The organism is Vibrio sp. 10N.247.311.51 (assembly GCF_041467855.1).
Lineage (GTDB): Bacteria > Pseudomonadota > Gammaproteobacteria > Enterobacterales > Vibrionaceae > Vibrio > Vibrio coralliirubri.
The window spans coordinates 8,987-25,422 of record NZ_JBFSVK010000022.1; the positions used below are offsets into that span (position 1 = coordinate 8,987).

Here is a 16,436-nt window from a genome sequence, read left to right on the forward strand (position 1 = left end):
GTGACGTCAAATCTATGGCTTTTTGCCTAGACGCTTGTCAATCTACTGTGAAGTGCGCGTTAATGTTCAGATACAATCTTGCCTTTTTCTTATCCATTCTATTGTTTCCATTTGCCTCCTATGCGGACACAGCGGGTCTTGTTATGGATCTGTCTGTTGACAGCGCGTCTTACGACAACGGCCAAGAGGTGGCTTATACGCTTGTTTTAACGAATGAGTCGGATAAAGCTATTGCTGAGTTGGACGTTAAAGATGAGCTATTAAATATCTTAACGACAGATGACCAAGGGAATAATGTCAGCGCGTTCTCGCAAGTCTCGACTCAAGCGCAATCCTCCTTCCTTTCATCTCCAGGTGATTACAGTCGCTTCGGAAACTTAGATGCATCAGGTGTGCGTATTGCAGCTGGTGGGTCGGTGACCTACACCATGGTCGCCACCGTTTCTGGTGACGCAGCCGGAACGATTGATAACGTCGCAAGTGCGAGCACTGGACTGTTGGATGCTGTTGAATCAAATACAGAATCCATTCAGCGTGGCGTGTATCAACACGATGTTGTTGTTTCGGTCGATAAGGCGAACTATCAACTCCATAACAAACTCACCTATAAGATTAAGGTTTCGAATACTGGCGATACGTTTATTCAGACGCTCGACGTTCAAGATGTCCTTTCAGACATAAAAGCACTCAATATTGAAGGGGCTTTGCAACAAGCCTTTACTGATAACGTTAACTCAGTCAGCAAGGTTGAAGGTAGCAAGAGCGAACCAGGCACCTTCGCCGAATCAGGGGACTTATCGGTAAGTGGTGCGTCGATTGATATTGGCGGGTCTGTGACTTACGAAATTCAAGCAACTGTTGCCGACAATTTAGTCGGCGACATTGTTAATGACGACATAACTGCTGAAACACGCGATGACTTGGTTACAGTTGATGAGGTTATCACTCCACCCACTGAGCCTAGTATCACCCTGACACATACCTTGAACCAATCGGATAACTACCTAGTAGACGATGAGTTTTCCTATACGGTCACGGTTGCCAATCAAGCAAACTCCGGTATTGCTTACCATTATTCGGTTCAGCAGTTTCTTGCAGATCTTGAAACCGATCTAGGTAACGATGTCAGCAACGAAAAGAACGCAACTGACACGGTTGGCAATCCTTACGATTTTTGGACTAATGAAGTGAGCTCAATCGGTTCTAATAGCCTTTCAGAACTCAATGCATCTGGAAAGGAGTCCAACAAGTCACTAGAAGACAAAGTGTCTATCTATCCCGGTGAGCAGATTGTTTATTCCGTTGTGGTGGACGTTAGCCCTGTGTCTATTGGTCAAATTCCCCAAGTTGCTGCTCGAGTGGTTGATGCTGATGGCCTCGCTGATTCTGGCGATGCTTTGGCTAATATTCTTGATTCGAAAGACGTTCTGACAACGTCATCAAGTCAAATTACACGTAATAAGAACACCACAGATACTACTTATGTTCCGGGGATAGCCGGTGATAACGAAGTGGTCTATGACATTGTTATTTCTAACAAGGACACAGAGTTTTTTGCCAACGATATCGAAGTTGTCGATAAATTTGCTTGTATCGTGACAGAGCAAGCGGATGGCTCTAACGCTTCAGCATTTTCCGAGTGGAAGCTTGAAGTCGCCGATAGAAGTGGTGATGGATCGAATTATGGTTCATTTAATTACAATACTTGGACAACAAACGACATCAATTTGAAAGTCGACCTCGCCCCTGAGGGCTACGTTCATTATAAGCTGACCGCAAAAGTGGCAGACACCAGTGTGGGTCAGATTGTTGATGATGGTACCGATGCGGGTTTGTGTTTAGGGGATAACTTAGGTGAGTCGGGTTCTGGCGTTCAAATGCCAAACTCGAAATTAAAAGTCCAAAAGGAAGTGGATTCTCGTTACTACTCAGCTGGCGGTACCCTGAACTACGACATCACGGTAGAGAATAACGGTGACGGCTACGCGATTGATGTACCGGTTTATGATGATTTAGTCTCTGTCATGACTCAGTCTATTACCGATACACCGACTAAAGCATATTTGAGCTGGGTTATTACTGCGAAATCCTATGCCTCTGACGGCTCAATTTCGACAAACAGTGATCCCGGCTTTACTGATGACATAGAAGGTAATCAGAAGAATCAAAAGATCGTAGATGTGAAGGCAAAGCTAGCTCCACACGATAAGATCGTTTATAGCATTGCCGCGATCGTAAACCCCATTGCCGATGATGAAATCCGTAATGAAGTGACGGTTGACAGCGTACTTTATTCCGATAGAGGCTCATACCCACGAGATTACTACTTAGTATTGGATAAGCGTGTTGATGGTCATAACGAACAAAACGCGTATACCGACACCACCAATACTGTCACTTATACGATCAGCATTACCAACCCAGCAGGGAACGGTTTCGCCTCTAACATCAATGTCAAAGATGAAATCAGCACCATAGAAGCTGAGTTACTTCACGAGCCGGGTGAAACCAAGTCTGTGTTCTCTTCGTGGACGATCAATGCAGAAAGAGAGGCAGACTCCCCGTGGGTGAAAGCCGTGACTGACCCTGGATCGTTCTCGGATAACAATGATCTGGATGCCAACGCTCAGATCCCGCCAGGTGCTACGATTACTTATACCATTGTTGGGACACTCGATCGCAGTGTCGACAGTGAGATTCTTTGGGGAGCATTCACCAATACCGCAACAGTGACGGGACTAGATACTAATCTATCGGATACGGTACGTACCTATCCTAGCGAACCGAATCTTGTAGTCGCTAAGACCGCTCAAAATACCGACTTTGTTGTAGGTGAGCGCGCTACATTCGATATTTATATCTATAACCGCGGCATTGGTTACGCAAATGACGCAACGGTACAAGATAGCATTTCAGCGCTCAACTTCTTTAATAGTTGGACAATTGTAGGTTCGACCAATACAGATAAACCGGGTTCTCGTTACGGTGACATTGCTAACGACACTGACATCGATACCGACGTTGATATCACTCCCGGAGGGTGGGTTCACTATGAGGTGAGCGGCATTGTTAAGTCTGACTATGAAGAAGAACAAGTATCGAACCGTGTTGATGTTTACGATCCTATTACAGACCGTGACCACAGCTCTTCCGCTCAAATAGATAACTCACACAGTACCTATGACATCAATGTTTCACTAGCTAAAACGACCGATGTTGTCCGTTACACACCGGGTGAAGATCTCACCTATACCATCGTTATTGGCAATAACAGCGACACTGATGAGACTGATCTTATCTTCATGGATCGCCTGAGTGAGATCACTACTACGCTGGCGAATGATAAAGATGGTGAAGAAGAAGATGTTCTTAATCAAAACCCGTTTGACTATTGGTCTGTTGATACTGGTTCAGGTTTCGGCCCTCAAACGACTGAAGATGTGGAGTTCCCAGTTTCAATTCCGGCCAAAGACTTTGTCACGGTGCGTATTAAGGCGCATGTCAAAGACAATGCGGTATCTAACGGTGTCGCTGACAGAGACGGCGGCATAATCCGCAACGAAGCTGTGCTGATTCATGACGATAATGCCGGTTGTACTGACGATTGTGAGTATGCGAAACGTGCCGTGGCTGAAAACCATCAGGTACATAACAGTGGCGGCGTTGTTCGCACAACTAACATTAACCGCTACTCTCCGGGCGATCAGTTGACTTATACCATCAAGTACAACTCTCAAGACGGGCACGGTTATCGAAATAACGTTGACGTTAACGAACTGATTAATGACATATCAGTGGAGCTACAAGACGGCAATTCAGGCAATCCATTTTTCGATGATTCGGTAGGTTCAAACAAGTTTACGGTGGCGGTTGCTAAGAGCGACCCTGCGAACGCGGGTACAACAGATGGTACCAAAGACGGTGATGTTGCGAACGACACTGACATCGTAACCTCGATTGATATCGATGCTGGCGAAGACGTGACTTACACAGTAACAGGTACAGTAAGACCGGATGCGGTCGGTGATATTCATTACCGGGATACCGTCGTGATTCCCGATGATTACCATTTAGATTTTGATAAAACCACCGATGAAGTGGTGTACGAGCCAGCTCAAACCGTGACCTATCACTTAGTGATTGAGAATGACGGCAAAGGTAACGCTCACGATATTCCAATCGTCGATAACCTCGAAGATATTACGGTCAGCTTAGTGGACGGTAAGACAGGGCCAGCGTATTCAGATTGGACCATCACATCGATCGCAACTGGAACCGATTCTGAGTATGTGGATGCGGGCGCAGGTGCTGGCAATGTTTACACATCAACCAACAGCAACTTAAATGTTGAAGCCGATATTCCGATGGGCGCTAAGCTTGAGTACCAAGTTGTCGCGACCATCAATGACAAAGCCAATGGCGATGTTGTTAACGTTCTAACCGTTGATGGCGACACGATATCTCATGATATTCGTCAAGAAGCTCGAAAAGTTGATTTTGAAAAGAACATTCTGGCGTATTACGACACGGATGAAAACGAACTGGTTGGCGCAACTAACTACATGCCAGGTGGTTATGTTGAGTATGAAATTTTAATTGAGAACATTGCGAGCGCCCACGTTGATGATATGAGCTTGCGTGATGATATCGACCAAATAACCACACAATATTTCGATGGTAGTCGTGGTCCTGCCTTCGATAGTTGGGAAATTGAAACGTCTTCAGATAGCTCAGGTATTTCCAACCCAGATGTTGATAACTCAATCCAAGACAATAAGCCGATTGATACTCACTTCGATATCTCGGCAGACAACTTTGGCCGAGCTGCATCGTCAGCGTTTGTCCGCTATGTCATAAAAGCCAAGATCAGTCCGAAAGCGGTTGGTTCTTTTACCAACAAAGCTTTCATCGACGAAGACAATGGCAATGAGTTGATCGCGGTATCGCCACCATCAACGATGGCGGATCCTGAAGTCACGTTCTCTAAAAAAGCGTTTTATGATGCAGGCTTCTCTTCGCAAAAAACTGAATATTCTCAAGCTTCTGGCGAGAGTGAGGTTTACTACCGTGTTGAGATTAAGAATGCGGGTGATGGTATAGAATATGGTTCTCGCCTAGAAGATGCGATTTCGGACATTCAAACTCGTATTGCAGAAGACAGCACCACTTCAGGTGGTGATCCTGTTGGACAACCGTTCTTGGCTGGCTGGGACGTTAGCCTAGATAAAACGGCTGCGACAGGCTCTATTACCGACGCGATTGACTTTGTACCTGGCAATAACATCGATATTGATAACGAAATTGTTATCGCGCCTCAAGAAAGCCTAACGTTCACTATTCATGCTCAAATTCGTGAAGATGCATTGGGTGACGTTCAAAATAAAGCGACGTACGACGGTAGTGCTCGAACAGCGAATTTAATGCCGCTTGAAAATAATACCAGTGTTGAAAAACGTGTTGTGTCGATCAACGGCAACCCGTTCAGTGATGGTGATACCTATCTTCCGGGTGACGAAGTTGAGTATGAATTTGTAGTCACAAACCCTGAAAACGGTTGGGCGAATGATGTTCAGATCAAAGACACAATCACAGACATTCAAGTCGAAGTGATTGGCGGTAAAACGGAATCCGCTTTTGTTTCTGGCGATATCACCCATGAAGTCAGCAATGGTATTGATGCCAACGCTGATACTTATGTACCAAGCTACAACACCAGTGGCAACCTTGATATTGAAACCGATATTGCCGCGGGAGAAGTGCTGACCTTTAACTTAACCGGTGTCGTTCGTGATGACGCTTTGGGCACGATTGATGCGAACCAAGTGACCGCAGGAAGTGACTCTGCGACGTCGCAAGTGATACCACCTAAAGATGCTGAGCTCGACTACTTCAAAACCTTGGTTTATACCGATGGTGAATCGGCAGGGTGTTCTGTTCCTTCAAACGATGGCAGCGGTTGTACTTACGCACCACGTGGTGATGTTGAGTATCAAGTTACGTTAGATAACACAGGCGATAGCATCGCAAATGACGTGAGTGTTATCGATGCGATTCATACCATCAAAACTGAAGATGGCGATGATGCGTTCTCTAGCTGGACAACGGCTATTGCGGTTGAACCTGTTGGCACTTACGACGTGCAAGGTAACTACAACGGTAGCGTCCCATTGAATGCAACTGTCGATCTTCGTCCTGGTGAGCGTATTGTGTTTGACGTGAAAGGCACCGTGTCGACTTCAGCGACAGGCACTATTACCAACACGGCGCAAGTGAACGGTGATAACACCAACGACATCGTACTTGATCCGGGCCGCTCGAATATCCTGATTGATAAATGGACGGATACACCTGAGTACGTGCCGGGTGGAACAGTGAATTACTACATCGACATCACCAATGACGATGTGGATTCTGGCCTGTTTTCGATTCGTGACATCATCAGCGGCTTTGAAGTCGAAACCGTCGATGGCTCGATGCAAACGGCACTCACTGAGTGGACGGTTGATTATGATGTGCTTTATAACTCGGCGCCGTCAGATCTCAACGCTAATGACTTCTCAGAGCTTGATAAGTTAGTTGGCCAAAACAGTCCAGACATCGATTTACCTGCTGAATCCATCAAGATGGCAGGGCGTGACGATGCAGGTACGGGGGGCGGCAATAAGTACACAGTTATCCGTATTCACGTCCAAGGCAAGGTACGAAATGACGCGATTGGACGCTTTACCAATACGGCTTATCTACGACATGGTTTTGACGATTCGAAGATTGCTCGCTTACGAGAAGGCTTTATCACTCCGAAGTCGGGTCAATTGGTTCTAACCAAAGAAACGACGCCAATTGCAGAACCTGATGCCAAATACCAACCGGGTCAACCAATCTCCTACAAGATCACTGTGGCTAACACGGGTGAAGGTTACCTTGTTGATCAAGTTCTAACCGATCGTATCGACACCATCATGACAGAGGTGGCTAATAGCCCAGATCAAGAACAAGCGTTGACAGGTAATTGGGTCATTAGTGACGAACAGCTTGATGGCAGTGGCGATCCAGCACTGAACGCTCGTAAAGATGTGATTAATAACACGCAGGGTTATAGTGCGACGTACAGCATTCACCCGGGTGACAGTTATTCATTTGTCGTGACCAACACTGTTAATGATAAAGCCAAAGGCGAGATCACTAACGTCGTTAAAGTTGATAGCGACGACGGTGAGCACTCTGCCGACGCGACCTACATTCCAGAAGACGCGCAAGTTGAGATCACTAAAGACGTCGATAAAGCAGAGTACCTTCCGGGAGAGGCGCTTCAGTACACCGTGACCGTTAAGAATAACGGCTTAGGTTGGGCTGAAGATGTTGCTATTGAAGATGCGCTGAAGTCGGTTGAAACCACGATCGCAGGCGGTGCGACTGAACAAGCTTTTGACCCTGCTTCAATCCAAATATCTGCGGTATCGATAACCGGTGAAACCCCAGTACCGGATGCAACCAGTGGTGAAGACCTTAATGAGACGCTCGATATTGCGCCTCAAGACAGCCTTGTTTTCACTATTCAAGTGACGACTAATCCGTTGGCGACAGGCGATATTACTAACATCGCATCAGCGACCTTTGACGGCACAACATTTGATGACAGTGCTACCAGTACACCAGTGTTGGCGACGGTTTCGGTCAAGAAGACGGTTGATACGCCATCGTATGAAGTAACCAAGCTGATTAACTACGACATCACCGTAACCAACAGTTCTGATGCGTTTGCATCTGGTGTTCAACTTCAAGACATCATCAGTGACATTCAAGTCGACACGACGGCTGATAAGCAAGAGTCAGCATTCCTGCTATGGGAAGTGAGCTTTGACGCCTCGGATGATCGATCTGTTGTCACTCCAAAGACGTTCGACTTGAGTGAAGACATCGATGTGAGTATGGATGTTGCGCCACAGAGCACAGTAACCTTCCACGTTAAGGCGTTAATTCGCACGACAGCGATTGGTGATATCAGCAATACGGCCACCATCACTTACGACGGTGCCCCACAAGACTCTGTAGTGATTATCACACCGAAAGAGGCGGAGTTTGTTGCGACGAAAACCAACGTTCAAACCGAGTATGAGCCGGGTGGTGATCTTGAGTTCCTGATCACCATTGAAAACACCTCGAACAACTACATCAGTGACTTAAGTGTTGTTGATGATATGGAGTCGATTGAGGTCGCATACTACAACGGCTCGACGGGACCTGCTTTTGTGGCTGGTTCCACCTCTTTAGTGGTCGATTCAACCACAATAGGCACCACTACCGAGCAAGTTAGCCCGACGGAGTACAACGTAGATATCGCGCCGCACGGCACAGTTGTGTTCCGCTCAAAAGGCACCGTAGTCGATACCGCGACTGGACACATTATTAATACCGCGCAAGTAGACGGCGGTGATGTGGTTAGCCCTCCAGTTCAAACAGTCGCGGCTGTGGTTCAAGCCGAGCTCTATACAGACGCGCCTTATTACGTACCGGGTGACCAAGTTGAGTATCACTTGGTGGTACAAAACATTGGCCGCGGTATTGCTAAAGATGTGGCGCTTTACACCCAGTTCTCTGAGTCAATGGGTGACTACATTGATGGTTCTCGCAGCAATGCTTTTGATGATTGGACACTAACGGCAGCATCAGAAGGGGCTGAAACTCAACCGGGCACCTTTGATAACGACAAAGACCTGTTCACCTTGGTCGACATCGCGCCGGGCGGCAAGATTGATTACACGTTCACATTGACGGTCAATGAAGACATGCTGACTAACATCGATGTGCTTGGTTACTACCTCGACTTAACTGGCAGCCCAGCGATGCGCGCTCGTTCTAAGGGCATATTGGCGTCTGAAACCTCGATGCAGGCAGTGGCAGACCAAGTATCGGCTTTAGATTTACCGCCAGTGGGTGCTGATCTGGTTGTTGAAAAACGTTCTGATAAACCTGAATACACCGAAGATGACGACAGTGTCACTTATTACTTAGCTGTGACCAACAACGGTCAAGGTAACGCGGCCAATGTTCGTCTAACCGATGAGATCAGTGAGCTACAAAACAGCACAGCTAATAAAGTCTTTACCGATTGGACCATTGAAGGTGTGGAAGTCGACGATTCGGGCGTGGTTATTCAGCGTCTTACTTTCCCGTCGAGCAAAGACTTAGACACTACCGTTAACCTGAAATCCAACAAACGAAATGCTTACGCGTTTGAGGTCGTGGGTACGCTAGGTAAGGGCTTGGATGACGACATTACCAATACCTTCACGGCGACTGAATCTGACGGTACTGAAACCAGCGACAGTGTAACTACTCACATCAAGAAGATTCCTGATAACTCTGGGGAGTTGGAGCTGACCAAGTCTGCGCTGCAAGATACCGCGCAAGTGGGTGATGCGGTTGAGTACGAGATCATCGTCGAGAACAACAATGAATCTTACTTTAAGAACGTGACTGTGGAAGACCGTTACCCAGGTGGTCTTAAATACATCGTGGATACATCAGAAGTTGTGCTAAGCGGCATTGATGGTGAGTTTGGTACGGAAGACGATCAGGTTATGTCTCAAGAGCCATCAGACACGGGCAAGTTAATGTTCACATCGTTGAACTTTGATCCGGGCGAGAAGCTGCGTATTCGTTATTTATTACGTGTATCGGTAGGTGCCACCTTTGGTGATTATATCAACACCGCAGTAGCGAAGGTTGATGGCTCGGCTGTTTCTAATGAAGACACCGCCAAAGTGACCATAGAGCCGGACAAGGTGTTCGATACCTCATCGATCATCGGTAAAGTTTTTGAAGATCACAACAAAGATGGATTCCAAGCTGATGCAACCGCGTTTGATGTTGAGCTAACTGCGAACTTAGCAACACAAGGCTACATCGCTGATTCGACGCACATCATTCGTGATGGTCAAGACGTTGCTATTCAAGATGGTGCGATAACCACTGCACTTGAGCAAGGCTTGGATCTTGGTGATCTTTGGGGACATTCAGTGAACCGAACACTGCCAGAAACCAGCAAAGTGGTGATTCAATTTAAAACTCGCACGCAGCAAAGCTTTGATTTCTACGTCACGACCGATGCGGGCTCTCGCATCGAGTTCGACGCACAAGGTCAGATTCAGTTTAAGCATGAATCTGATAAGAAGAAGGGACTGAGCGCGGAAAACCTCAATGTAACCAGAAACCTATATCGCGATGGCGAGGATTATCTGTGGGAAATCGTTATCGAGAACAAAGGTATCTACGAGGATGGTATTCCGGGCGTTAAGTTGATGACGGTTGAGGGAATCGTTATTTACACAGACCAGTACGGTCGTTACCACGTGCCCGACCAATGGGTACTCAATAAGAAAGGTAAGAACTTCCTAGTGAAGTTGGACACTGATTCGCTCTCCACCTCCATGGAAGTGGTAAGCGAAAACCCGAAAGTGTTGCGAATTACCCCGAACAAGCTCACCAAGTTCAACTTTAGCGTTCATCGCAAAGACCAACAAAGTGAATAGAAGTAAGCCATTGGAACCGTATCTGGAAATTGTATGAAAGTATTTAGTAAGTCTCGTTTAGCGACGTGTGTGTTAACGGCCATTCCTGTGATGGCGGTAGCGAAAGACACAGGTAAGCTTGAAAAACTCGGTTCTGAGACGACTGGCATTGAAATCACTAAGCCGAACCAAGACCAAGACAGTTCGCGTATTTACCTAGAACAAGGTGCTATTTGGGCAAGCCGTGACATCACTCGCTTTGACCCAGTATTAGATGTCAGTGTTAGCGATGAGTTGGAAGTCGAGCAGGGAACACTACGAGACAGCGTAGGTTTCACCATTACCACCAATTATGGTTACTACATCAAAAAGTACCAGTTGGAAGTGTACCGAGTGGGTGACTTTGGTCTGTCTGAGCCAATCGCTGTGCTTGAAGGCGATAAACTGGCGAACGACTCTGACATCAATTGGGATGGTCAAACCGATGTTGACTACCAATTTAATGTCGGTGAGCAGCTGATGTTCCGCCTAAAAGCGTGGGACAAAGATGGCAACATGGATGTGACCACCGTTGGTGTGACTGACTTAGTCAAGCCGGACTCTGAAGTCGAGATCGACCGAAACGATAACGACGATGAAGAGAGTAAAGATAAAAGCTATGGCCAAGCTAAGTTGATGCGTCACAACATTCCAACCAATGCGGGTTTAGCGAAATTCATCGGTACTGGCTTAAAGGGCGTTGATAAAGTCATCATCGGTGAAGATGAATTTGATGTCGAAGATGGCAACTTATACGCAGAGCAGTACTTACCTACAGACTCCTACATTTTTCCAACCAAGGTTGTGTTTGATAACGGTGATGAACGTCGCTACAAGTTGTACGTTCGTATCCCAGATACGTACTACGCACAAACGGGCTTGGCTGATCTTTATGTTGGTAAGAACAACGTTTCTGGCAACAGCGATGCATTGAGTGTCGATGACCAGTATCAAGATGACATCTATAACCAAGGCCGTTTAGCGTATTTTGGTCAGGGTAAATTTGGTGACAAGCTTCGCGTGACCACTCACTTCGATACTCGAGAAAGTGAGATAAAGGATATGTTCAAACATCCGTTCGCCTCGGACGATTCGGATGTATTCGATATCCTCGAAGACGACGATGAGCTGTATTACGGTAACTATGGTGACAGCTCAAACATCGAAAAAGTGGTCAACACCAAGGGCAAGGTTTACCTCAATGTTGAATACGATAAGTCTCAATACTTGTGGGGTAACTACAATACGGGTTTAACAGGCACCGAGAACAACGATTACAACCGTAGCCTCTATGGTTTCAAAGCTGATTATCGTACTCGCGATACTACACAATACGGTGAAGATCGTTTGAACGTGGTCGGCTTTACCGCAGAAGCAGATTCGTTGTATGCACACGATGAGTTCTTAGGTACGGGCGGTTCTCTGTACTTCCTTCGTCATGGTGAAGCAGTACCGGGAAGTGACAAAGTTTATGTAAAAGTAAAAGATGAATCTGGCCTAGTGCAGAATGAAATCCCACTTGAGCCTGGCGTCGACTATGACTTTGACCCGTACCAAGGTCGAATCATTCTGACTAAGCCGCTCGACAACATCCTATCCGATAGCTTTGGTAGCGTTATTGAAAACGGCGATGATTACGAAAACTTTCTGGTTGTCGACTATGAGTACGTCCCACAAGGTTCTGACTCATTAGATGCGATGTCTTACGGTGGTCGTGCTAAAGGTTGGATCAACGATTACGTTGGTGTTGGCGTGACGTATGCGACCCAAGAGAAAGACAATCAAGATTACGAGTCTTACGGTACGGACTTAACGTTGCGTGCAACAGAAGGTACCTACATTAAGGCTGAGTTTGCCCACAGTGAAGGTAGGCAAACCGAGTCGAATTTCGTCTCTACCGATGGTGGTTTAACCTTTACGCCCATTGGCGACACGTTGGAAGACCGCGAGGGTGATAGTGTTCAAATCACAGCTGTGACTAGCCTTTATGACCTTGCCCCAACTATCTTTGGTGCTGTTGGTAATGACCTGAAACTTTGGTACCGAGATAAAGATGCGGGATACAGCTACGCGAGCAGCAGCGATGATCTAGAGCAAGAGGCATACGGTGCTGAAGTTCGTTTACAAGCTACCGATCGCTTGGCGGTTCTATCTCGCTTCTCGACTAATGAAGAGCGCGATGTCGATGGTAATCTAGAAACAGATACTGAAACGATTGAGATCGAGACTCAAGTTAAAATCACCGAGCACATCAAAGTTTCGGCGGCAGGGCAACAAACTGAAGAGCTTAACCAAAACGACGAGCACAGCGATGCGACCTTAGCAGGTGTGCGTTTGGAATACATGTGGGACAGCGAGAATAGCGTTTACGTCAAAGGGCAAAAGACCGTCGACCAGTCGGATGACTATGACGAAAACGACAGCGCGTCGATTGGTGCTGAATTCCAAGTGTTGGAAGACTTGTCTCTTGGCGGTGAATACACCGATGGCGACCGAGGCCAAGTAGCAGAAGCTACCGTGACTTACGATGTATCCGATGACCACTCAACCTATGTAACTTATGTAGATGATAACTACGAAGGCCAAAACAACGTGATTGTTGGTCAGCGTGCAGACCTCACCAGCAGTGTCGACTTTTACCAAGAGAACCAGTTTGTTGATGAAAATGATGGTCATGGCCGTATCGACTCGTACGGCTTTGGCTACGATGTGACGGAAGATGTCGAGATGGGGATCGGTTATCAACTTGGGGAAATTGAAGATGACGAGAACATCACCACAGAGCGTGAATCTATTAGCTTCAATGCTTTAATTGACCTAGATGACATCACCTTAAGTCACAAATTTGAATATCGAGTGGATAAGAGTGAAGACGATCCTGACATCGCTCAGCGAGAACTGCAACAAATCGTGACGACCAACCGTTACACGCATCACTTAACGGAAGAGTACACGCTATTTGGTAAGTACAACTACTCCATCACCGAAAGCGAAACAACGGGCGAAACCATGGCGCAATTTACCGAAGCCACTGGCGGCCTCGCGTATCGTCCGATCTACAACGATCGACTCAATTTACTGAGCCGCTACACCTATATTGCAGATTTCGACCAACTGGATCGCGATGTGGATTATCAAGGCGAAACCAGTCAGATCATTGAAGTTGAAGCGATCTATTCGATCGACCAACACTGGGATGTCGGTACTAAGTACGCGCATAAAGACAAACAGCAAGCTTTTGAACGAGCGTCTGGTTCGAATGAGCTGGTTAAAAGCGATATCGACCTATACGGGTTAAGCGCTTCTTACCGCGTGATGAAAGAGTGGGATGTGACGGGGGAATACCACTGGAAAACAGACACTCTCAACGATGAGCTAGAACACGGTGCACTAGTTTCGGTGAACAAGCACATCGGCGAGAACTTCAAAATGGGGATTGGTTATAACTTCTCTGCGTTTGATAGTGACTTAACCAATGATGATGACTACGACGCATCCGGTGTGTTCATTAACTTAGTCGGCAAGATCTAAACCAGCCCCAAACTGGGATGAAAGTTAAGAGTTGAGAATTCGAAGTGACAGTTAAGAGTAAGATGAAAACAATTATTTTCCTAATAAGCGCAGTGATGAGTACTTTGCTGCTGCCCGGCTGTGTAACCGACACGTACGTGAGCCAGGAGAACCGAGACAAGTTCGCAGGCATCGATGTGTCTAAGTTTTTAATCAGCGAGTGTTTGGCGCCAGAGCGTGAGGTGCATATCGCCATCGCAGAGCATTTTGCGTTTGATAAATACCAATTACGTGACCTCGACAAGATCAATTTGGATACCTTTGTCAAAGAGATCAGAGGCCTCAAAGGGCGTATCACGATTGTCGGCCATACTGATTACAAAGGTTCTCTGGAATACAACGAATGTCTTTCAAAGCGCCGTGCTAAATCGGTCGCAGATTATCTGAAAGGGCAACTAGACCCAACGCAATATGACTGGGAAGTGAAACACCTTGGTGAGACTCAACCTCTACTGTTTGGTAAGACAGATAAAGACCGAGCGGAGAACCGCCGTGCATTTATCGTGTTTGAAGAAGCTCAGAAGTACGAAGAGATGCCTTTCTGTGAGCCACCAAAACCAGAACGTAAAGTTTATATGGCAATGACGCCACACTTCGATTTCGATAAGTCAGTACTCAAGCAAGAAGATCTAACGCAGTTAGATGACTTCACAACGAAGTTGAGCGGCCTGCAAGGTAGCATAATGGTAGCAGGGCACACCGACCAAGCGGGTTCACTTTCTTACAATGAAAAGTTGGCAGAGCGCCGCGCAGAAACGGTGGTTGAATACCTCCAAACCAAACTCGACCCTAAGCAGTTCATCTGGGAAGTGAAGTCATTTGGTAAGTTGCAGCCTGCGATTAATGAACGCTCTGAAAAAGCCGATGCATTAAACCGCCGCGCGTTCATTGTGTTCAAAGAATCTGATATTACCGCCGAACAGCAAGCTCTTGCTGGCAGTGAACAAGAAGCGGTGAGCAGCGAGAGCGAGTAGAGTTCACCGAAGAATAACGAATAGATGTCTCTATAACAAAACGCCAAAAAGCCCCATACGTTGGGGCTTTTTGTTGCTTGCTCTACGGATTAAGTTGGGTCGAAGATCTATTCTGATGGCAAATTCTGTTTCAATTCCAGAAGCATTCGATAAGCACTTTCTCCTGACATCTCATACGGGTTGAATTGATCTGATGTTGAAAACTGTAAATTAACCAGTTCAGTGAGACTAGATTGTGGAATATCACCCATAGACCAATCACCAAACTGCCTACAATCGATCTCTTTGAAATATAAAATCATGACGTTTTCGTGTCGCTTGTCATTCAAAATATGATTGTAAGTATGGTTCACTGCGGTTCTCGAACCTTCAATGCATTGCAGGAAATACTTATCATTGTGGCTTAGAAGGCCAGTTAAATGGCTTTGCTTATTGCGGTCGTGTGAAATCTGAAGAATGTCGTTCAAAGCCTGAGAATCGCAACTTTCACAGAGCGTACTGACATAAATTAACCGAGTTAGGAGCATAGGCATCACTTCGATTTTTGTTCAAAGGGTACTAACAAATATAAGCCAAGCTCATGGAATTGCTAATTATTGGTAGAATTGTCATTAATGCGTTTTTTTGAGGATAGTGAGAATGGTGAACAAGTGGAGAAGAATTGATCATAAGAAGAAAGGGAGCTCAGAAATAAGATGGAATTATTCGAGCGTTGGCAGTTAGCGCACTTTAAGAATGGCGTGAAAAGCAGGCAATAAGCTCTATTTTACACTTGTATTTGGTCAATGAAGAGAGTTGATGCTTCCACACCTTCAGTTGATTGCCCTTACCTGCTTTACGCTAACGTTTGAGGTGATAAATCCTACTCGCTTAAAACCGAAATCGATTCGACGTTAGAAGAGGAATCAAATCGAACGTTGACCAACACACTTTCACGTTCGAAAGTCACATCATCAAAGTCAGTCGTTGCGATCTTAAATCCATTTCTTGCGAACAAACTCGTCACCGTTGTTCGTTGTTTCTGTTCCATAGCGCATGTCAGTAGTTCGTTCATCGTGATCTCCATTAGGTAACCGTGTGCATAGTGTAAGCGTACAGGCTCTACATTATGAGATCAATTGCTTAATAGATAAGCTATGTTGATATGTTCAATTGAGTGATTCAGACATCTAAAGACCGAATGAATAAGTGGTTAAGAAGTTATGCTGCTTATAATAAGTGGGGCGTTATGTGATCACTGTTCAGCATTCCTTGAACACGAAATTTGTCGCAAAAATCGCGTTGAAATAAGTGGTTACAAACCAGGGGGAAATCATGCCCGCCGGTTAATCCGTTTGGTCGG

At 46.1% G+C, this 16,436-nt stretch carries 5 protein-coding genes; 3 read left to right on the forward strand and 2 right to left on the reverse strand.

The window, feature by feature from the left end:
- Window positions 1–143 precede the first annotated feature (143 nt).
- From AB6E85_RS17940 to AB6E85_RS17950, 3 genes are all read left to right on the forward strand, one after another.
- Window positions 144–10,532: a hypothetical protein gene (locus AB6E85_RS17940; RefSeq protein ID WP_372143557.1), complete on the forward strand. Its 10,389-nt coding sequence runs from the start codon at window positions 144–146 to the stop codon at window positions 10,530–10,532.
- A gap of 33 nt (window positions 10,533–10,565) precedes the next feature.
- Window positions 10,566–14,081 (forward strand): hypothetical protein, encoded by a 3,516-nt coding sequence (locus AB6E85_RS17945; RefSeq protein WP_372143435.1) that lies wholly within the window; start codon window positions 10,566–10,568, stop codon window positions 14,079–14,081.
- Between the two features lie 62 nt (window positions 14,082–14,143).
- On the forward strand, window positions 14,144–15,094 hold the full coding sequence (locus AB6E85_RS17950; protein ID WP_372143437.1) for an OmpA family protein: 951 nt from the start codon (window positions 14,144–14,146) through the stop codon (window positions 15,092–15,094).
- A gap of 107 nt (window positions 15,095–15,201) precedes the next feature.
- Here AB6E85_RS17950 and AB6E85_RS17955 read toward each other — a convergent pair whose 3' ends face one another.
- A complete protein-coding gene (locus tag AB6E85_RS17955) occupies window positions 15,202–15,621 on the reverse strand; it encodes a BLUF domain-containing protein (protein WP_372143439.1) in 420 nt (139 codons plus the stop codon).
- Window positions 15,622–15,956: 335 nt separating this feature from the next.
- Window positions 15,957–16,148: a hypothetical protein gene (locus AB6E85_RS17960; protein ID WP_231624734.1), complete on the reverse strand. Its 192-nt coding sequence runs from the start codon at window positions 16,146–16,148 to the stop codon at window positions 15,957–15,959.
- Window positions 16,149–16,436: the final 288 nt, after the last annotated feature.

Bases quoted from the DNA above. Each gene is read 5' to 3' on its own strand.
- AB6E85_RS17940 (WP_372143557.1), top strand. From the start codon at position 144: ATGGATCTGTCTGTTGACAGCGCGTCTTACGACAACGGCCAAGAGGTG.
- AB6E85_RS17945 (WP_372143435.1), top strand. From the start codon at position 10,566: ATGAAAGTATTTAGTAAGTCTCGTTTAGCGACGTGTGTGTTAACGGCC.
- AB6E85_RS17950 (WP_372143437.1), top strand. From the start codon at position 14,144: ATGAAAACAATTATTTTCCTAATAAGCGCAGTGATGAGTACTTTGCTG.
- AB6E85_RS17955 (WP_372143439.1), bottom strand. From the start codon at position 15,621: ATGCTCCTAACTCGGTTAATTTATGTCAGTACGCTCTGTGAAAGTTGC.
- AB6E85_RS17960 (WP_231624734.1), bottom strand. From the start codon at position 16,148: ATGAACGAACTACTGACATGCGCTATGGAACAGAAACAACGAACAACG.